Consider the following 19646-nt stretch of genomic DNA (forward strand, 5'->3'; position numbering starts at 1 on the left):
GCATGGCAAAGGCCCAGGAGCCGGAGAAGGTTTCCTTCTTCAGTCGGCTCAAGCAGATCGGCATGGTGTTCTCGTTCACCGCCAAGCGCGACAAGGCGTTCGTGCCCCTCGTGGTGACGGTCGTTCTCGTGCCGCTGATCGCGGTCGGCGTCGCCATCGCGCTGGGCGTGTCCTGGATCTGGGCCCCGCTCGGCGTCCTGCTGGCGCTGCTCGGCACCGTCATCGTGCTCAACCTGCGCTCGCAGAAGGCGATGATGAAGGAGGCCGAGGGCCAGCCCGGGGCCGCCGCCTCGATCATCGAGAACATGCGCGGCGACTGGCGGGTCAGCCCGGCGATCGCGTCCACGACGCAGTTCGACATGGTGCACCTGGTCATCGGGCGCCCCGGCGTGATCCTGATCGGCGAGGGCAACCCGGGCCGGGTCAAGGGGCTCATCGGCCAGGAGCGGCGCCGGCTGGTCAAGGTGATCGGCAACGCCGAGCTGCGCGACTACATGGTCGGCAACGAGGAGGGCCAGATCCCCCTCGCCAAGCTGCGCAACCTGCTCGTCCGGCTGCCGCGCACGATCACGGCCAAGGACGTCAACGCGCTCGACAAGCGGCTCACCGCGCTCTCGGCGCGTCCGCAGATGCCGCGGGGCGCACTGCCCAAGAACATGAAGCCCCCGAAGGGGCAGTTCAAGGCGATGCGCGGACGCTGAGCGCCCGTCCTACACGGCCTGCACGACGGAGCCCGAGGCCCGGTCGTGCAGGCCGCGCTGGTTCTCGTCCATGATCAGCGCGGTGATCAGCGGGAGCATCACGATCGCCCGCAGCAGCGCCCGCGGTACACCCAGCGGACCCCCTGTGTTCATGGACACACAGCGGATGCGGAAGAGCCGCATGCCCAGCGTCTGGCCGAAGAACCCGAGAAACAGCCCGTAGACGACCACGAAGAGCCCCGGCGCGAGCCACGGTTCATCGGTCGGGCTCGCAAATGCCCCGGCGATCAGCAGGCACGATATCCAGTCGATCAGCAGCGCGCCGAAGCGGCGGGCGAGCGAGGCCGGCGCGATCTCCACGGGTTCCACGACGGGTCAGACTATCGAACGACGCGCCGCCGCCGTTCGGCCGAGCCGGCCGCGGCGAAACACAGCGGAAACAATCGAGACATGCCGGGGCAATCGCGCAGTTCTACGGTCGCGACCAACCAGACACCTTCACACTGAAGTGATCACCAGACTGGTCTGCCTGCGACCTGGAGGACGAGTGTTCGCCAATTCTGAAGAGCTGTTGCGGTACCTGAAGGATGAGGGCGTCCGCTTCGTCGACGTTCGCTTCTGCGACCTGCCGGGCGTGATGCAGCACTTCAACGTTCCCGTCGAGTCTTTCGACGCGGCGGTCTTCAGTGACGGCCTGGCGTTCGACGGCTCCTCGATTCGTGGATTCCAGGCGATCCACGAGTCGGACATGCTGCTGCTGCCGGACCCGACGTCGGCCTTCATCGACCCGTTCCGCGTCGAGAAGACCCTCGCCCTCAACTTCTTCATCCACGACCCGTTCACCCGCGAGGCCTACTCGCGTGACCCGCGCAACGTGGCGAAGAAGGCCGAGGCGTACCTCAAGTCGAGCGGCATCGCCGACACCGCGTACTTCGGCCCCGAGGCGGAATTCTACATCTTCGACTCGATCCGCCACGAGACGTCGGCGAACCAGGCGTTCTACTACATCGACTCGGTCGAGGGCTGGTGGAACTCCGGCAAGGAAGAGCCGGGCGGCAACCGGGGCTACAAGACCGCCTACAAGGGCGGCTACTTCCCCGTCCCGCCGGTCGACCACTACGCCGACCTGCGTGACCAGATCGTCCAGCGGCTGCTGGGCGCCGGCTTCGTCGTCGAGCGCTCGCACCACGAGGTCGGCACCGCCGGCCAGGCCGAGATCAACTACAAGTTCTCGACCCTGCTGCACGCCGGCGACCAGCTGCAGCTGTTCAAGTACATCGTGAAGAACGCGGCGTGGGCGGCCGGCAAGACCGCGACGTTCATGCCGAAGCCGCTCTTCGGCGACAACGGCTCGGGCATGCACACCCACCAGTCGCTGTGGATGGGCGGCGAGCCGCTGTTCTACGACGAGGCCGGCTACGGCGGCCTGTCGGACACGGCCCGCTGGTACATCGGCGGCCTGCTGCACCACGCGCCGTCGCTGCTCGCGTTCACCAACCCGACGGTCAACTCGTACCGCCGCCTGGTGCCGGGCTACGAGGCGCCGGTCAACCTGGTGTACTCGCAGCGCAACCGCTCGGCCTGCACCCGCATCCCGGTGACGGGCACCAACGCGAAGGCCAAGCGCGTCGAGTTCCGCGTGCCGGACCCGTCGGCGAACGTGTACCTCGCGTTCTCGGCCATGCTCATGGCCGGCCTGGACGGCATCAAGAACAAGATCGAGCCGCCGGCCCCGATCGACAAGGACCTGTACGACCTCCCGCCGGAGGAGGTCGCGAACGTCAAGCAGGTCCCCGGCTCGCTGGACGAGGTGCTCACCACCCTCGAGGGCGACCACGGCTTCCTCCTCGAGGGCGGCGTGTTCACGCAGGACCTGGTGGACACCTGGATCTCGTACAAGCGCGCGAACGAGGTCGACCCGGTCCGCCTGCGGCCGACCCCGCACGAGTTCGCCATGTACTACGACGTGTGATCTCCGCACGTCCCGCACGACCGCAGCGGCCCGCCCCGGATCAGGGGTGGGCCGTTCCGCGTTCGGGCGGTATCGACGAGAACCTGGCCGACGCACTACCCGCCGGGTCGTCGCCGACCTCGGCCACCGAGTACACACCCGGCGTCGCTGTTCGGTAACGAGCGGCTTCAGCGGGGTGGGCGGTCTTTGGCCGCGACGGCCGAACGTGTGCTGGCTCACGTTCGGCCGGCACGGTGCCGTACGAGCGCCAGGTGGCACGACGCCGGCGCTGAGAGCGTCAGGCGCCGTCGAAGATGCGTTCCACGGCGGCTCGCGCCCGGCGGGCCACGCGTAGGTACTCGTCCAGGAACTCCTGCGGCTCCGCCCCCGGGTCCAGTGCCGCCGCCGCCGCGGCCAGGTCCGGGCCCTGCCGCGGGAGCTGGTCCGTGGCGCGGCCGCGGACCAGGGTCAGCAGGTTGCGCACGCGCGAGGCCTGGCGCCAGGCCGCCTCCAGCTCGGCCGCGTCGGTCGTCGACAGCAGGCCCGCGTCCGTGGCCGCGGTCAGGGCGGCCAGGGTTCGCGGGGTGCGCAGGGCCGGGACGGTGTGGCCGTGCTGCAGCTGCAGGAGCTGGACGGTCCACTCGACGTCGGCCAGGCCGCCGCGGCCCAGCTTCGTGTGGGTCGCGGGGTCGGCGCCGCGCGGGAGGCGCTCGCTGTCCACGCGGGCCTTCAGGCGGCGGATCTCCTGGATCTGCTCGCGGGTGAGGCCGCCCTGGGGGTACCGCTTCGTGTCGGCCAGCTCCAGGAAGCGGGCGCCGAGTGACTCGGAGCCGGCGACCGCCCGCGCGCGCAGGAGGGCCTGGGCCTCCCAGACCTTCGACCAGCGGGTGTAGTACTGCCGGAACGCCCCGAGACTGCGCACCAGGGGGCCCTGGCGGCCCTCGGGGCGCAGGTCGGCGTCGACGCCCAGGGGCGGGTCGTGGGCCGGGCGGGAGAGCAGGCGGCGCAGCTCCTCGGCGATCGTGAGGGCGGCCCGGGCGGCGGCGTCGTCGGCCGCGCCCGGCGGGGCCTCGTACACGAACAGGACGTCGGCGTCGGAGGGGTAGCTGGTCTCGGCGCCGCCGAGGCGGCCCATGCCGATGATCGCGAACTCCAGGTCGGGGGCGGCCGCGGCCGTCACGCCCAGGGTCGCGCGCAGGGTGGCGTCGATCACGGCCGAGAGGGCGTCGCCGACCGCTGTCACATCGAGCAGGCCGAGCAGGTCGGCGCAGGCGATGCGGAACAGCTCGCGGCGGCGTAGCGCCCGCACGGCGTTGATGGCGGTCTCCGGGTCGCCGTGGCGGGCCGCGGCGGCCGCGAAGCCCTCGGTGAGGACCTCAGCGCTGCGCGGAACCAGCTCGGCGTCGTCGGCCAGCAGGCGCAGCGCCTCCGGGTCGTGGATGAGCAGGTCGGTCACGTACCGCGACAGCGCCAGCAGCCGCGCCAGGCGCAGCGCGACCGGGCCCTCGTCGCGCAGCAGCCGCAGGTACCAGGGGGTGTTGCCGACCTTCTCCGACACCTGGCGGTAGGCCAGCAGGCCGCGGTCGGGCTCGGGGGCGTCGGCGAACTCGCTCAGCAGCGCCGGGAGCAGCTGGCGCTGGATCGCCGCGGTGCGGGAGACGCCGCCGGTGAGGGCCTCGATGTGCCGCAGGGCGCCGGCCGGGTCGGCGAAGCCGAGCAGGTCGAGGCGGGCCCGGGCGGCGTCGGGGGTGAGCCGCAGCTGCTCGGTGGGGACGCGCGCGACCGCCTCCAGCAGCGGCCGGTAGAAGAGCTTGGCGTGCAGGCGGCGGACCTCGCCGGCGTGGCGGACCCACTCGGCGCGGAACGACTCCACGGCGTCGCGGGCCGCGTTGGGGCGGTAGCCGAGCGCGTGGGCGAGCCAGCGCAGGCCGTCGGGGTCGTCGGGCACGGTGTGCGTGCGGCGCAGGCGCTGCAGCTGAAGGCGGTGCTCGACGACGCGCAGGAAGCGGTACGCGCGCAGCAGCGCCTCGCCGTCGGCCAGCCCGACGTAGCCGCCCTCGATGAGCGCCCGCAGGCCGGCGAGGGTGGTCGGGGTGCGCAGGGACTCGTCGGCCCGGCCGTGCACGAGTTGCAGCAGCTGTACCGCGAACTCGATGTCGCGCAGCCCGCCCGGGCCGCGCTTGATCTCCCGGTCGACCTCGGCCCGCGGGATCGCCTCGATGATCCGGCGGCGCATCGCGCGGACCTCGTCGACGGCCTCCGGGCGCTCGGCGGCCGACCAGATCAGCGGCCGCAGCTCGGCCAGCCACTGCTCGCCCAGCTCGAGGTCGCCGGCGGCCGGGCGGGCCTTGAGCAGCGCCTGGAACTCCCAGGTCTTGGCCCACTTGCGGTAGTACGCCAGGTGCGAGGCGACGGTCCGCACGAGGGCGCCGCGGCTGCCCTCGGGGCGCAGCGCGGCGTCGACCGGCCAGGCCACGACCCCGCAGATCTCCATCATCCGGGCGGCCAGCGCGCTGCCGGCCCGCATCGCGGTCTCGGTGTCGGCCCCGCCCACCGGCTCGGCGACGAACACCACGTCGACGTCGCTGACGTAGTTGAGCTCCCGGCCGCCGCACTTGCCCATCGCGACGACGGCGATCCGGCACTCGTCGTCACCCCGCTCGGCGACGGCGATGGTCAGCGCCGCCTGCAGGGTCGCGTCGGCGAGCTCGGTCAGGCGCCGCATCGTGACTTCCACGTCGGCGGCCCCGGTGAGATCGGCGGCCACGATGCGCAGCAGCTCGCGGCGGTACCCACTGCGCAGCAACGGCACCGTGGACACGTCCCGGGTCTCGTAGCCGGCCGCGCGCTGGCGCTGCTCGCCGACGAGCTCGCGCCACTCGTCGGGGTTGGCCACGAGCAGGTCGCCGAGGGTCGCGGAGACGCCGAGCACGCCGATGAGCCGCCGGCGCAGGGTGCGGTCGGCCAGGACCGCGTCGCGCACCTCCTCCCCCGCGGCCTCGACGAGCCGGTGCAGCTGGAACAGGGCGAGGTCGGGGTCGGCGGCGAAGTACAGCGTGTCGAGCACGGCCGCGGTCTCGTCGTCGGCGGGGCGGCGTGCGTCCGGGTCCCACAGCCGCAGCCCGTCGGGGCCGGCCATCGCCTCGGTGCGCCCGTTGTCGGTGAACCCGAACCGGGCCAGGTGCGCCGGGCTGGCCTTGATCGGGTCCATCAACGCGGCCCGATCAGCGGCAGGGAGCGCAGCCCGCCCTCGCCGGCGCGGGGCGTGCGGCCCAGCGCCACGGCCGCGAACCGCTGCGCGAACGGCCGCCAGACGTCGGCGACGTCGTCGAGCGCCCCCTCGACCCGCTCCAGCATCTCGACCGGGTCGATGTCCAGCTCGACGAGGGTCTGCACGCCCTCCATCGCCCAGTCGGCGAACATCCGCAGGTCGCACTCGATGTGGAACTGCAGGCCCCAGGCGGCGGTGCCCAGGCGGTACGCCTGGACCGGGTAGTGCGTCGAGGCGGCCAGCAGCGTCGCGTGCATCGGCAGCTCGACGATCTCGTCGCGGTGCCACTGGAACACGTCCGGGGCGAACGGGACGGCGGCGAAGATCGGGTCGTTGTCGGCGACGTCGCGGCGGGCGACGAGCCGCACGCCGATCTCCGGCCCGGCGGCGCTGCGCTCGACGGTGCCGCCGTGGGCGTTGGCGAGCAGCTGGGCGCCGAGGCAGATCGCCAGGGTCGGGACCCGGTGCCGGACCGCCTTGCGCATCAGCCCGTCGAGCTGCCCGAACCAGGGCGCGCCCCGCTCGCCGGCCTCGTCCGGGAAGGCGTCCTGCTCGCCGCCGAGCACCACCAGCGCGGCGTAGCCGTCGAGGGTCTCGGGCAGCGGCTCGCCGGCGTGCGGCCGGACGACCTGGAGCTGCAGGCCGCCCTCGGTCAGCCAGTCGCCGAGCCGGCCCGGGCCGTCGGAGGGGTCGTTCTCGACCACGAGGGTGAGGTTCCCGATCGTCACCCTCTGACAATATCCATCGGCCGTGCAGGGGGGAGGATGGGCGCATGAGCATCATCACGCCGGGATTCCAAGGGCTGCGCCGCGGGGGCGGCCCGCAGCTGCCGCCCGGGCAGTACCTCGCCCACGACTTCCCCGTGCTGTCCGCCGGGCCGACGCCGAAGGTCCGCACCGAGCGGTGGGAGTTCGTGATCACCACCGAGACGGGCGAGGAGAAGTCCTGGAACTGGGCCGCGTTCACCGCGCTGCCGTACGAGGACGTCACCGTCGACATCCACTGCGTGACGAAGTGGTCGAAGCTCGGCACCGGCTGGCGGGGCGTGGCGGTCGACACCCTGCTGCAGGACGTCGAGACGGCCGCGGACTACGTCATGGCACACTCCTACGACGGGTACACCACCAATCTCCCCCTCGAGGATCTCGTCGACGGGCAGGCCTGGGTGGCGTACCGGTACGAGGGCGGCGCGCTGACCCCCGAACACGGAGGGCCCGCGCGACTGCTGGTGCCGCACCTGTACCTCTGGAAGTCCGCGAAGTGGCTCCACAAGCTGCGGATGATGCTGGAGGACGAGCCGGGCTTCTGGGAGGAGGCCGGCTATCACAACTACGGAGACCCATGGCGCGAGCAGCGGTACCAGGGCGACTGACCTGGCGTAAGGCGGCCCTCCGGGCAATTCGGCAGGAAACGCCGACCGCACGCACGCTGGTCTTCGACGTCGACGGAGGCTGGCCGGGCCACGTGCCCGGCCAGCACGTCGACGTGCGGCTCACGGCGCCCGACGGGTACCAGGCCCAGCGCAGCTACTCGATCGCGTCGGCCTCGGGCCTGGAGATCACCGTGCAGCGGCTGGACGGCGGCGAGGTCTCGCCGTACCTGACGGACATTTACGACATTTCCTGGCCGGTCGAGGTTCGCGGGCCCGTCGGCGGGTGGTTCGTGTGGCGGCCCGCGGACCCGGCGCCGGTACAGCTGATCGCCGGTGGGTCCGGTGTCGTACCGCTGATGAGCATGGTCCGGGCGCGGGGCGAGGTGGGCTCGAAGACCCCGTTCAAGCTGCTGTACTCGGTCCGGACCCCCGAGGACACGATCTACGCCGACGAGCTCCGCCGCCGGGCGCGCGACGACGGCGGGCTCGATGTGCAGTACATCCACACCCGCGTGCGCAACAAGCGCATCGGGGTCGCGGACGTGCACACCCGCGCCTGGCCGAAGGACTTCGCGCCGAGCGTCTTCGTGTGCGGGCCGACCGGGTTCGTGGAGACCGTGGCCGACATCCTCGTCGCGCTCGGCCACGACGCATCCCGCATCAGGACCGAGCGCTACGGGTGACTACATCATGCCGAGGTACCGCTCCCGCTCGAACGGCGTGACGACGCGGCGGTACTCCTCCCACTCCGTCCGCTTGTTCTTCAGGAAGAAGTCGAAGACGTGCTCGCCGAGCACCTCGGCGACGAGCTCCGAGCCGGCCATGACGTCGATCGCCTCGGAGAGGTTCTCCGGCAGCGCCTCGTAGCCGGCCGCGCGGCGCTCACCGTCGCTGAGGGCCCACACGTCGTCCTCGGCGCCGGGCGGCAGCTCGTAGCCCTGCTCGATGCCCCGCAGGCCGGCGCCGAGCATGACGGCGTAGGCGAGGTACGGGTTGCAGGCGGCGTCGAGCGAGCGGACCTCGACGCGGGCCGAGTTCGGCTTGCCGTAGGCCGGGACGCGCACGAGCGCCGAGCGGTTCTTGTGGCCCCAGCAGACGTACGCGGGCGACTCGGTGATCCGGTTGGGCAGCGTCTGCGGGAACAGCCGCTTGTAGGAGTTCACCCACTGGTTGGTGATGGCCGTGTACTCCCGGGCGTGCACGAGCAGCCCCGCGATGAACGCCTGGCCGACCTTCGACAGCTTCATCGGGTCGCTGGCGTCGTGGAACGCGTTGCGCTCGCCCTCGAACAGCGAGAGGTGGGTGTGCATGCCGCTGCCCGGCTGCTCGGTGAACGGCTTGGGCATGAAGGTCGCGTGCACGCCGTGGGACAGCGCGACCTCCTTGATGACGTGCCGGAACGTCATGATGTTGTCGGCCGTGGTGAGCGCGTCGGCGTAGCGCAGGTCGATCTCCTGCTGCCCGGGCGCGACCTCGTGGTGGCTGAACTCGACCGAGATGCCGATCCGCTCCAGCGCGAGCACGGCCTGGCGGCGGAAGTCGCGCGCGACGGCGTGCGTCGTGTGGTCGAAGTAGCCCCCGGTGTCGACCGGCAGCGGCACCGAGCCCTGCTCGCCGAGGCTCTCCAGCAGGAAGAACTCGATCTCGGGGTGGGTGTAGAAGGTGAAGCCCTTCTCGGCCGCCCGCGACAGGGCCCGGCGCAGCACGTGGCGCGGGTCGGCCCACGAGGGCGAGCCGTCGGGCAGCGTGATGTCGCAGAACATGCGGGCGCTCTCGCCGGACATGCCGCCCTCGAACGGGAACACCTGGAAGGTCGTCGGGTCGGGCATGGCGACCATGTCCGACTCGTACACCCGGGCGAAGCCCTCGATCGCGGACCCGTCGAACCCGATGCCCTCCTCGAAGGCGGACTCGAGCTCGGCCGGGGCGACCGAGACGCTCTTGAGGGTGCCCAGCACATCGGTGAACCACAGCCGGACGAAGCGGATGTCCCGCTCTTCGAGCGTGCGGAGTACGAACTCCTGCTGACGATCCACGAGATGCCCCCACCAGCTGTCCACGGCCAATTTCGGGCAAGTCTCGCCCGCCCGTATTACACACAAGTTACCGGACCACCGTATGCGACCAGGCACGGGCGTGAACGGGCCGTAGTGGGTAACAGCCGGGGCATGACCACCGACCTCTGGCCCTCCCTCGTGGACCGGCTCCGGGAGCGCGCCCGGTCGCGCCCCGTCGCCCTGGAAATCTCCGGCGACCTCGCCTCGGCCGTGGCCGCCGTCGTCGCCTGCGACGCGCTCGGCCCCGACAACGTCACCGGCCTGGCCCTCGGCGACGAGGTCGCGCCGGAGGTCCGCGACCTGGCGCTGCGCACGGGCCTCGACTTCCGGTTCGAACCGGTCCAGCCGATCCTCGACGCATTCCTGGCCGCGCTCACCCTCGACGCCCCGGTCGTGGCGAACCTGCAGGCCAGGGTGCACCGGGTGGTGCTCCTGGCGCTGGCCGAACAGGAGGGCCGGGCCGTCCTCGATCCCCTTTCGGACGTGCCCGCGGGTGTACTTCCTGAGCTCGCCCGATGGCGCAACGCACAAGGAGACGTCGATCTCATCCCGGTTTCGGCAATGTGAAAAACCGCATCGTCGCGGTAACAATCTCCGCTCACGGTGCGACCATCGGGGTGTTGAGCCCGGGGACCCCGGATGGGGCCTCGAGGATTGAAACGAGGAGGACGTCGATGTCCGAGATCCCGTCCCTGTACGGCGGCGCCGTCAACCGCCGGATTCGCACCCGCGACCTGATCGCCGCCAAGGAGCGCGGCGAGCGGTGGCCGATGCTCACCTCCTACGACCAGTACACCGCCGGCATCTTCGACGAGGCCGGCATCCCGGTCCTGCTGATCGGCGACTCGGCCGCCAACAACGTCTACGGGTACGAGTCCACGGTCTCCGTGTCGGAGGACGAGCTCCTGCCGCTCGTACGGGCCGTGGTCCGCTCGACCCGGCGCGCGCTCGTCGTCGGTGACCTGCCCTTCGGCTCCTACGAGGAGGGCCCGGCGCAGGCGCTGCGCACGGCGGTCCGCTTCATGAAGGAGGGCGGCTGCCACGCCGTCAAGCTCGAGGGCGGCCGGCGCGTGGCCCCGCAGATCGCCGCGCTCGTGAGCGCCGGCATTCCGGTCATGGCCCACATCGGCTTCACGCCGCAGAGCGAGCACGCCCTGGGCGGCTTCCGCGTGCAGGGCCGCGGCGACGCGGCCGAGGACGTGGTGGAGGACGCGCACGCGGTGGCCGAGGCGGGCGCGTTCGCGGTGGTGCTGGAGATGGTGCCGGGCGAGGTGGCCAAGCGCATCACGCACGAGCTGCGCATCCCGACCGTGGGCATCGGCGCGGGCGCGGACACCGACGCGCAGGTGCTCGTCTGGCAGGACATGGCCGGGCTGCGCACGGGGCGGACGCCGCGCTTCGTGAAGCGGTACGCCGACCTGGCGGGCGCGCTGTCGGACGCGACGCGAGCCTTCGCGGACGAGGTCCGCACGGGTGTCTTCCCGGCGCAGGAGCACACGTTCGACTGAGCTCTTTCTTCTACGGCGGCCGGGGCCTGGGACGGCCTCGGCCGCTTTTGCGCGATAAGTCGGGCGCTCCGCGCCGCGACTTATCGGATTTATACCCTGTCGGGCCATATACGCGATTCAGGGTTTTTGTCCGAATTTGAAGTGCGACACGAGCTGCCGCAGGTCCTGGGACATCTGCGCCAGCTCGGCGGCCGCGCCCTTCGCGGCGCCCACGCCGTGCGTCGTGGCCGCGGTCGCGTCGGCCACGCCGGCGATGTTCGCGGCGATCTTCTCCGCGCCCGTGGCCGCCTCCGCGACCGAGCGGCTCATCTCCGCGGTCGTGGCCGACTGCTCCTCCACGGCCGAGGCGATCGTCGCCTGGTACTGGTTGATCTCCTCCACCACGTCGCCCATCCGGCGGATCGCCTCGGCCGCGACGCCCGTGTCGGCCTGGATCGCCGTCACGCGCCGGCGGATGTCCTCGGTCGCCTTCGCCGTCTCCTGCGCCAGGTCCTTGACCTCGCTGGCCACGACGGCGAAGCCCTTGCCCGACTCCCCCGCGCGGGCCGCCTCGATCGTCGCGTTGAGCGCCAGGAGGTTGGTCTGCTCGGCGATTGAGGTGATGAGCTGCAGTACGTTGCCGATCTCGGTCGAGGACACCGCGAGCCGCTCGACCTTCTCGTTCGCCACGGTCGCCTCGCGCACCGCGCCCGAGGCCACGCCGGCCGCGTCGGCGGCGTTGCGCGCGATCTCGTGGATCGACGCGCCCATCTCCTCGGCGCCGGTCGCGACCGTGCTGACGTGCCGGGAGACCTCGTGGGAGGACATCGAGGCGTCCTGCATCCGGCGGCTCGTCGAGCCCGCGGCGCCGGAGATCTCCTCGCTGACCTTCGACAGCTGGCGGGAGGCGTCGGCGAGGCTGTCCGAGCTGGTACTGACGGCGGAGATCGAGCTTCGGATGCTCCCCAGGGCCGCGTCCAGGCTCGCGGCCATCCGGCCGATCTCGTCGCGCCCGGTCACGCCGGCGTGCTGGGTGAGGTCGCCGTGGGCGAGCGCGTCGAGTACCGCGCGCACCTTGCGCACGGGGTTGATGATGGCCCGCGCCACCGGGATCGCGATGGCCAGGAACACCGCCAGGCCGATGAGCAGCGCGATCGACGTCGTCCAGCGGGCCCGGGTCCGGGTCCCGGCCATGCCCTCGCGCTGCTGGCCGATCCGCTCGTCGAGCTTGTCCTCGAGCGCGCCGATCTTGTCGTCGACCGCGTGGTTGCGGTCGGCGATGTCGCCCTCGCGCTGCCGCACCGCGGACTGGTCGGCCTGGGCGTCCTTGATGAAGGTACCGATGAAGTCGTTGAACGAGATCGCGTCGGTCTTGATGCCGGCCAGGCCGGTGCGGACGTCGGCCGGCAGCGCCAGCGCGTCGAGCTTGTCGATGGTGTCGGTGACGGAGTCGAGGTCGCCCGGCAGGTCGTTGAGGATGGCCGCGATGTCCTGCTCGGCCAGCGCCCGGTACGCGTCGACCTTGAGCTCCGACTCCCGCGTGTCGAGGTGGTGCAGCAGGCTGCTGGCGACGTCGAGCACGTGCACGGTGTCGGCCTGGTCGCTGAGCGTGCGCTGGGACAGCAGCGCGGCGGTGCCCGTGGTCGCCGAGACGATGATTCCGGCGGCGCAGAGAGTGCCGATCTTCGGCGCGATGCCCAAATTGGCGAAGACGGCCATGAAGACCCCAATCACGGATTCCGGAGGTGTACCCGTGATATCGGCCACTGACCACGCACTCTGAACCTAAATCGCCACCTCCAGGTGCTCAAGTCCCCGAATGACGTATCCCGGCTTGTACACCGGGTCGCTCACCAGCCGCATCTTCGGCGCCTTGGCCAGCAGCGCGCCGAACGACGCGGCCAGTTCGATGCGCGCCAGCGGGGCGCCGAGGCAGTAGTGGATGCCCGCCCCGAACGAGATGTGCGGGTTGTCGCGCCGGGTCACGTCGAGGTGCTCGGGGTCGGCGAACGCGGCCGGGTCGTGGTTGGCCGAGCCGAACAGCAGCGCGACCTCGCTGCCGCGGGGAATCCGCACGCCGTGCAGCTCGATGTCCTCGAAGACCCAGCGCTCGAACATCTGCAGCGGGGTGTCGAAGCGCATCAGCTCCTCGATCGCGGCGCCGGCGAGCCCCGGATCCGCCCGGACCAGCGCCAGCTGCTCCGGGTGCTGCAGCAGCGCCCGCCAGCCGTTGCCGGTCACGTTGACGGTGGCCTCGTGGCCGGCGTTGAGCAGCAGCACGCAGGTGCCGATGAGCTCGTCCTCGCTGAGCCCTTCCACCGCGGCCAGGGCACTGACCAGGTCGTCTTGCGGGTCGTCCTTGCGGCGCCGGGCCAGCGCGCGCAGGTAGTCGGTGAACTCCTCCGACGCCCGCACCGCCGTCTCGGCCGTCTCGCGCGAGGGGTTCAGCTCGTACATCCCGCAGATCGCGGCGGACCAGGGCCGCAGCCGGTGCCGGTCGGCCTCGGGCACGCCGAGCAGCTCCGCGATGACGGTCACCGGCAGCGGCTCGGCCACCTGCGCGATGAGGTCGCCCCCGCCCTGCGCCACGAACGCGTCGACCAGCTCGTGCGCCAGGCGCTCGACGTACGGCCGCAGCGCCTCCACCCGGCGCGGGGTGAACGCCTGCGAGACCAGCCGCCGCAGCCGGGTGTGGTCGGGCGGCTCGCGGTCGAGCATGCCGTTGTTGTTGAGGGTCCAGAACGGCTCTTGGAACTCCGGCGGAGCCGTGCGGCCCATCTCCTCGTGCGAGGCCACGTGCAAGTAGCTGCGGCCCAGGCGCCGGTCCCGCAGCAGCGCGTTGACGTCCTCGTGGCGGCTGATGAGGTACTGCCGGCTGGGTTCGAACCACAGCACCGGCGACTCCTCGCGCAGCCGGGCGTAGGCCGGATACGGCCGCGCGACGAACTCCGCCGACCACGGGTCGAACCCGCCGGGCCCCGTCACAGGTCCGTCACCCGGATCCCCGCGTGCGCCTTGTACCGCTTGTTGATGGCGATCAGGTTCGCGGTCAGCGCCTCGACCTGCCCGGCGTTGCGCAGCCGCCCGGCGAACACCCCCCGCATGCCGCTGATCCGCCCCGCGAGGGCCTGCACCTGCAGCGCGGCGTCGCGGTCGTCGCCCAGCACCAGCACGTCCAGGTCGACGGCGTCGACGGCCGGATCCGCAAGCAGTACCGCGCTGACGTGGTGGAACGCCGCACACACCCGCGCCTCGGGCAGGAGCCCCGCGGCCTGCTCGGCGGCGCTGCCCTCCTCGACGCGCAGCGGGAAGGGCCCCTGCTTGTCGAACCCCAGCGGGTTCACGCAGTCGACCACGATCCGCCCGCCCGTCAGGTGCGGCGCCAGCTCCGCGACCGTGGCCGCGTGGCCCTCCCACGGCACCGCGATGACGACGACGTCGGCCCCCGCGGCGAACGCGTTGTCGCCGCCCTCGACCGTCCCTTGCACCCCCGGCAGCTCGCGCAGCTCCTCGGCGGCCTGCTCCCCGCGCTCGGTGGAGCGGGACCCGACGAGGACCCGCTGACCGGCCCGGGCGAATCGGTACGCGAGGCCGCGCCCCTGAGGCCCGGTCCCGCCGATGATGCCGACGGACAGCCCCGAGACGTCGGGCAGCTCGATCTGGTCGTAGCTCATGCCTCTGTTGTACCTCTCGCCGATCCTCCCCGAGGAGGCGAACCCACCCCGGCCACCGCCAACTTCGCCACACCTACCCCTGCGGCCCGATCTCCTGGAACGTCACCTTCCGCTTGCCCGGGTCGGCCTCCGTGAGCCGTACCGCGATCCGCTCCCCCAGCGGCAGCACGTCCCCCTCGCAGCGGGCCCGCACCGGCGGCTCGTCGATCGCGATGTCGGCCCGGTGCTTGGCCCGGTCGACGTCGAGCACCGCGGCCTCGAACGTCTCGCCCACCCGCCCCTGCAGGAGCGTCGCCTCCACCAGGTCCACGGCCGAGCGCTCGGCCGATCCCGCGACCCGGTCGGTGCGCGTCATGACCTCCGGCAGCTTCGGCAGGGCCTCCCGCGCCCAGGAGGGGACCGCTGTGCCCGCGTGGAGGGCGAGGCACACCTCGGTGACGTAACGGTCGGCCAGGCGCCGCAGCGGGGCCGTCACGTGGGCGTAGGGCGCGGCCACCGCGGCGTGCAGCGGCTGCTCCGGCGGGCTCCCGTCGAACGGCGTGTAGCCGGCCCCGCGCATCATCTCGGCGGCCTGGTCGAGCAGCGCCGCCGCCCGCGGCTGGGCGGGGTCGAGGGCGGAGATGACCTGCCCCGGCGTCGCATTTTCCGGCCACGGTACGTCCAGCGCCTTCGCCGCCAGCCGCAGCGCCTCGACGGTCTCGGCCGGCGCCGGCGGCATGGTGCGCAGCAGCCCGACCCCGCCGGCGAGCATGATCTTCGCCGCCGCCATCCCGGTGAGCAGCGAGATCTGCGCGTTGTACTCCTCCACCGCGACCGGCGCCCGCAGCGTGAGCCGCCACCCGTCGCCGTCCGGCTCGATCTCCTGCTCGGGCAGCGGCAGGTTCACGGCCCCGCGCTCCAGCCCCCGGGCCACGAGCACCTTCCCGACCTCGGGCAGCAGCGCGATCGACGGATGCAGCCGGCCCTGGTCCGCGTCCCGCTGCACCGACTCGTAGTCGAGCTTGGCCCGGCTGCGCACCCGCGCCCGCTGCACCTCGGCCCCGGTCGCGTTGCCCTCGACGTCGACGTCGATCGCCCACAGCACCGCCGGGCGCACCTGATCCGGTAACAGGCTCGCCGCGCCCTCGCTGAGCACCGGCGGGTGCAGCGGGACCTTCCCGTCGGGCAGGTACACGGTCTGTCCCCGCTGCCACGTGTCCCGCTCCAGTGCCCCGCCGGGCTCGACGAACGCGGCGACGTCCGCGATCGCGTAGTAGACCCGGTAGCCGGTCTCGCGGCGCTCGATGAGCAGGGCCTGGTCGAGGTCCTTGGAGGTGGGCGGGTCGATGGTGACGAACTCGAGCTCGGTCCGGTCGGGCCGGTCGTCGAACGTCCGGCGCGCGGCGGCCTCGGCCTCCTGCTGCGCGGCGTCGGAGAACGCGTCGGGCAGCTCGAGCTCGTGGCGTAGGGCGCTGAAATCGATGCGGGGGGCAATTACTCGGCGGGCGGTCACGGGTCAGTCTTACCAGCAACGGTCACCCCGGAAATCACGCGAACGGCCGGTACCGTTCCCGGGCCGTGGACCGGCCCGGGACTCGGCCGCGGGACGGGCGGGGCGGTCGTTCTTCCGGCCGATGTGAGACGCCGCCGAACGCGGAAGGCTCGGTGTCGTTCCCGCCCGTGGACCGAGACGGGCGAGGCGGGCGTTCTTCCGGCGCGATGCGGAAAGGCCGCTCAGCCGCGGACGGGTGAGCGGACCGTTCTTCCGCCCGGTGCGAGAGTGCCGGACGAGCGAGCCGGGTCGATCGGGGAAAGGCCGCTCGGCGGACGGGTGAGCGGGCCGTTCTACCGGGCGATGCCGAGATGTCGCTCGGCCGCGGGACGGGCGAGCCGGGTCGTCCTGACAGCCGAGGGGGAGAGGCCGCTCGGCGGACGGGTGAACGGGCCGTTCTTCCGGACGGTGCGCGAGTGCGGCTCGGCCGCGGGACGGGCGAGCCGGGTCGTCCTGACAGCCGATAGGGAGAGGACGCTCGGCGGACGGGTGAACGGGCCGTTCTTCCGGACGGTGCGCGAGTGCGGCTCGGCCGCGGGACGGGCGAGCCGGGTCGTCCTGACAGCCGATGGGGAGAGGACGCTCGGCGGACGGGTGAACGGGCCGTTCTTCCGGACGGTGCGCGAGTGCGGCTCGGCCGCGGGACGGGCGAGCCGGGTCGTCCTGACAGCCGATGGGGAGAGGACGCTCGGCGGACGGGTGAACGGGCCGTTCTTCCGGACGGTGCGCGAGTGCGGCTCGGCCGCGGGACGGGCGAGCCGGGTCGTCCTGACAGCCGACACGGAAAGGCCGCCGAACGCGGAACGGCCGGCCCCGTGTTCGGTGGGCCGGCCGTTCTCGGTGCTGCGTTACGGGCGGGCGAGGGTCGCCCAGTCCTCCGCCGTCATGCTCGCGGCCTCTTCCGGGTTGTTGCCGTTCTCGCGGCCCGGAATGGCCTCCGACGCCAGGGCCGACGACGGGTCGGTGTCGCCCGCCGAGGTCGCCTCGGGCGTCAGGCCGCCCTCGGACACCACGGCCGCGGGCGTCGCCGGCTCGGACGAGGTCGGCGCGGCGGGAGACGTGGTCTCCGGGGTCGCGGCCTTCTTCGCCGGGGCCTTGCGCGGCGCCGCGGTCTTCTTCGCCGCCGTCGACTTCGCGGCGGCCGGGGCCGTCGACTTCGCCGCGGCCGGGGCCGTCGACTTCGCGGCGGCGGCCGGGGCCGTCGCCTTGGCGGTCGTGGTCTTCGTCGCCGCCGCCTTGGCCGGGGTGGCCTTCGCCGTGGTGGCCTTGGCCGCGGTCGACTTGGCGGCCGTGGTCTTCGCCGGCGCCGACTTCGCGGCGGTCGACTTGGTGGCCGTGGACTTCGCCGGCGCCGACTTGGCGGCCGTCGACTTCGTGGCCGTGGGCCGGGCCGGCGCCGACTTGGCGGCCGCCGTCGACTTCGCCGCGGACTTCGCCGGGGTCGCCTTGGCCGTGGTGGCCTTGGTGGCCGTCGACTTCGTGGCGGCCTTCGTCGCCTTCGCGGCCGACTTCGCCGGGGTCGCCTTCGCGGTGGTCTTCGCGGGGGCCGTCTTCTTGGCCGCCGTGGACTTGGCGGCGGTCGACTTCGCGGCCGTCGACTTGGTGGCGGCCTTCGCCGGGGCCGTCTTCGTCGCGGCCTTCGCCGGGGTCGCCTTCGCCGTCGCGGTCTTCTTCGCCGCGGTGGACTTGGCGGCCGTCGACTTCGCGGCCGTCGACTTCGCGGCGGCCTTCGCCGGGGCCGCCTTCGACGCCGTGGACTTCGCCGCCGTCTTGGCCGGGGCCGTCTTCTTCGCGGCCGTCGACTTCGCGGCCGTCGACTTCGCGGCCGTCGACTTGGTGGCGGCCTTCGTCGCGGTCGCCTTCGTCGCGGCCTTCGCCGGGGTCGCCTTCGCCGTCGCGGTCTTCTTCGCCGCGGTGGACTTCGCCGCCGTCGACTTCGCCGCGGTGGCCTTGGCCGCCGTCGACTTCGCCGCGGTCGACTTGGTGGCGGCCTTCGCCGGGGCCGCCTTCGACGCCGTGGACTTCGCCGCCGTCTTGGCCGGGGCCTTCTTCGCCGCGGTCGACTTCGCCGCGGTCGCCTTCGCGGCCGTCGACTTCGCCGCCGGGGTCGCCTTCGCCGTCGCCTTGGTCGCCGTCTTCGCCGGGGTCGACTTGGCCGCGGTGGTCTTCTTCGCCGCCGTCGACTTCGCCGCCGTCGACTTCGCCGCCGTCGACTTCGCGGCCGGGGTCGCCTTCGCCGTGGCGGTCTTCTTCGCCGCCGTCGACTTGGCGGCCGGGGTCGCCTTCGCCGTGGTCGTCTTCTTCGCCGCCGTCGACTTGGTGGCCGCGGTGGTCTTCTTCGCCGCCGTGGTCGACTTCGCCGCCGGACCGGCCGCCTTCGTCGCGGTCGTCTTCCGCGCCGCCGGAGCCGCCGACTTCGCCGCCGCCGCCGTCTTGCGCGCCGCCGGAGCGGCCGCCTTCGACGCCGCCGTCTTGCGCGCCGCCGGAGCCGCCGACTTCGCCGCCGCCGCCGTCTTGCGCGCCGCCGGAGCGGCCGCCTTCGACGCCGCGGTCGTACGAGCGGCCGCCGGGGTGGCCGCCTTCGACGCCGCCGTCTTGCGAGCGGCCGCCGGGGCCGCCGCCTTCGACGCCGTGGTCGAACGCGCCGCCGGGGTGGTCGCCTTCGACGCGGCGGTCTTGCGAGCCGCCGAAGCCGGGGCCGCGGTGGTGGACTTGCGAGCCGCCGAAGCGGCCGGCGTGGACCGGGTCGCGCGCGACTTGGCGGCGGTCGTCGCCGTCTCGGTCGCGGCGGCCGGCGTCACGGCCGCGGTCGCGGTGCGGCGGGGGGAGCCGGCCGCGACCGTCTTGCGGGCCCTGGCGGGGGCCTGCCCGGTCGTCGCGGCGGCCGAGGCCGTCGCGGTCGTCTCGGCCGCGCGCGTTGCGGCCGATCTCGTGGTGGCCTTCTTAGCTGCGGCCATCGTGGTCCTCCTGGAGGAGTTCTCCCGCGTCCTGCGGGATTTTCGCGGTTGGGTTGTGCGGGTGGTCGGGTTCTCGGGGAGCCGGTATGTCCGGGCGGTTCGCGGTCGCTCCGGGCTCCGGCGCTTTGCTAGTGCTTGCCTTCCCACCGTTCGTCTTCGGCGTCCCACGCCTCGTTGCGTTCCTGGACTGTAGCGAGGGCCTGTTCGGCCGCCGCCGCCGAGTCGAAGGGGCCGAGCCGCTCCCTTCCCGGGCACATGTCGGCCTCGGACTCGACCCGTTGGTGAGAAAGGCACCAGTAGTACCGCTCAGCACCGCTGCTGCTCATGACATCACTGTGCACCGCAAATGAAACATGCGCCACCGAAACCGGCAAATAGCTTGTTGAGATTCCACAGTAGACGCAACCGCCTGACAAGGGTCGTGGACACGCTCGACCGGCACATCGGCGCCCGACACCGGGAATGGCGCGGGCCGGAATGCATTGCCGCACAACGGTTCGGCGATCATGGCGAGGTCTTCAAATCCCGAACGACAGTGGGATTTGCCGTTCGCGGCTGTGGCAACTCTCACCCGCGGGTGAGCCGAACGGAGGAAACACATTCGAGTCGTCCGGTCGACCCTCGGATCCTCGTTTGGAGACGAAC

15 protein-coding genes are annotated in these 19646 nt (G+C 72.4%); 7 read left to right on the plus strand and 8 right to left on the minus strand.

Features of this window, described 5'->3' with window-relative positions; all coding sequences use genetic code 11:
• Positions 1-2 precede the first annotated feature (2 nt).
• Positions 3-701 carry a DUF4191 domain-containing protein gene (locus tag ACPPVO_RS51820; protein ID WP_426506658.1) on the plus strand — a complete coding sequence of 233 codons (699 nt, stop codon included), beginning with the start codon at positions 3-5 and terminating at the stop codon, positions 699-701.
• Positions 702-710: 9 nt separating this feature from the next.
• Here the strand turns inward: ACPPVO_RS51820 and ACPPVO_RS51825 are convergent, their stop codons facing one another.
• The gene (locus ACPPVO_RS51825) at positions 711-1070 is read right to left on the minus strand and encodes an RDD family protein (protein WP_426506659.1); all 360 of its coding nucleotides are present in this window, start codon (positions 1068-1070) and stop codon (positions 711-713) included.
• A gap of 178 nt (positions 1071-1248) precedes the next feature.
• Here ACPPVO_RS51825 and glnA (ACPPVO_RS51830) point away from each other — a divergent pair, with 178 nt between their 5' ends.
• A complete protein-coding gene (glnA, locus tag ACPPVO_RS51830) occupies positions 1249-2673 on the plus strand; it encodes a type I glutamate--ammonia ligase (RefSeq protein ID WP_426506661.1) in 1425 nt (474 codons plus the stop codon).
• A 277-nt stretch (positions 2674-2950) separates the two neighbouring features.
• Here glnA (ACPPVO_RS51830) and ACPPVO_RS51835 read toward each other — a convergent pair whose 3' ends face one another.
• Both ACPPVO_RS51835 and ACPPVO_RS51840 read right to left on the minus strand, forming a co-directional pair.
• The gene (locus ACPPVO_RS51835) at positions 2951-5863 is read right to left on the minus strand and encodes a bifunctional [glutamine synthetase] adenylyltransferase/[glutamine synthetase]-adenylyl-L-tyrosine phosphorylase (protein WP_426506662.1); all 2913 of its coding nucleotides are present in this window, start codon (positions 5861-5863) and stop codon (positions 2951-2953) included.
• Positions 5863-6651 (minus strand): type 1 glutamine amidotransferase, encoded by a 789-nt coding sequence (locus ACPPVO_RS51840; RefSeq protein WP_426506664.1) that lies wholly within the window; start codon positions 6649-6651, stop codon positions 5863-5865. The genes ACPPVO_RS51835 and ACPPVO_RS51840 overlap by 1 nt, the downstream gene beginning before the upstream one ends.
• Before the next feature lie 44 nt (positions 6652-6695).
• Here ACPPVO_RS51840 and ACPPVO_RS51845 point away from each other — a divergent pair, with 44 nt between their 5' ends.
• Together ACPPVO_RS51845 and ACPPVO_RS51850 are read left to right on the plus strand one after the other, a co-directional pair.
• On the plus strand, positions 6696-7295 hold the full coding sequence (locus ACPPVO_RS51845; RefSeq protein ID WP_426506666.1) for a sulfite oxidase-like oxidoreductase: 600 nt from the start codon (positions 6696-6698) through the stop codon (positions 7293-7295).
• Positions 7265-7978 (plus strand): ferredoxin reductase, encoded by a 714-nt coding sequence (locus ACPPVO_RS51850; RefSeq protein ID WP_426506667.1) that lies wholly within the window; start codon positions 7265-7267, stop codon positions 7976-7978. Before ACPPVO_RS51845 ends, ACPPVO_RS51850 begins: the two co-directional genes overlap by 31 nt.
• Here the strand turns inward: ACPPVO_RS51850 and glnA (ACPPVO_RS51855) are convergent, their stop codons facing one another.
• On the minus strand, positions 7979-9331 hold the full coding sequence (gene glnA, locus ACPPVO_RS51855) for a type I glutamate--ammonia ligase (RefSeq protein WP_426506668.1): 1353 nt from the start codon (positions 9329-9331) through the stop codon (positions 7979-7981).
• 132 nt (positions 9332-9463) lie between these two features.
• On the opposite strand from glnA (ACPPVO_RS51855), the gene ACPPVO_RS51860 reads away from it, so the two are divergent.
• Positions 9464-9919 (plus strand): hypothetical protein, encoded by a 456-nt coding sequence (locus ACPPVO_RS51860; RefSeq protein ID WP_426506669.1) that lies wholly within the window; start codon positions 9464-9466, stop codon positions 9917-9919.
• A 107-nt stretch (positions 9920-10026) separates the two neighbouring features.
• On the plus strand, positions 10027-10860 hold the full coding sequence (panB, locus tag ACPPVO_RS51865) for a 3-methyl-2-oxobutanoate hydroxymethyltransferase (RefSeq protein WP_426506671.1): 834 nt from the start codon (positions 10027-10029) through the stop codon (positions 10858-10860).
• A gap of 117 nt (positions 10861-10977) precedes the next feature.
• On the opposite strand, the gene ACPPVO_RS51870 is transcribed toward panB, so the two are convergent.
• The 4 genes from ACPPVO_RS51870 to ACPPVO_RS51885 all read right to left on the minus strand — a co-directional run bounded on the left by ACPPVO_RS51870 (position 10978) and on the right by ACPPVO_RS51885 (position 16005).
• Complete coding sequence (locus tag ACPPVO_RS51870; protein WP_426506673.1) at positions 10978-12573, minus strand: methyl-accepting chemotaxis protein; 1596 nt, start codon at positions 12571-12573, stop codon at positions 10978-10980.
• Between the two features lie 51 nt (positions 12574-12624).
• Positions 12625-13824 (minus strand): cytochrome P450, encoded by a 1200-nt coding sequence (locus ACPPVO_RS51875; protein WP_426506675.1) that lies wholly within the window; start codon positions 13822-13824, stop codon positions 12625-12627.
• Positions 13821-14513, minus strand: a complete 693-nt coding sequence (gene npdG, locus ACPPVO_RS51880) for an NADPH-dependent F420 reductase (protein ID WP_426506677.1) — start codon at positions 14511-14513, stop codon at positions 13821-13823. Before npdG ends, ACPPVO_RS51875 begins: the two co-directional genes overlap by 4 nt.
• Before the next feature lie 73 nt (positions 14514-14586).
• Entirely contained in the window at positions 14587-16005 is a 1419-nt protein-coding gene (locus ACPPVO_RS51885; protein WP_426506678.1) for an RNB domain-containing ribonuclease, read from the minus strand.
• 423 nt (positions 16006-16428) lie between these two features.
• On the opposite strand from ACPPVO_RS51885, the gene ACPPVO_RS51890 reads away from it, so the two are divergent.
• Complete coding sequence (locus ACPPVO_RS51890) at positions 16429-19194, plus strand: hypothetical protein (RefSeq protein WP_426506679.1); 2766 nt, start codon at positions 16429-16431, stop codon at positions 19192-19194.
• Positions 19195-19646 lie beyond the last annotated feature (452 nt).

Origin of the sequence: Dactylosporangium sp. McL0621 (genome assembly GCF_049995355.1) — a bacterium.
In the GTDB taxonomy this organism is placed as follows: Bacteria; Actinomycetota; Actinomycetes; order Mycobacteriales; family Micromonosporaceae; genus Dactylosporangium.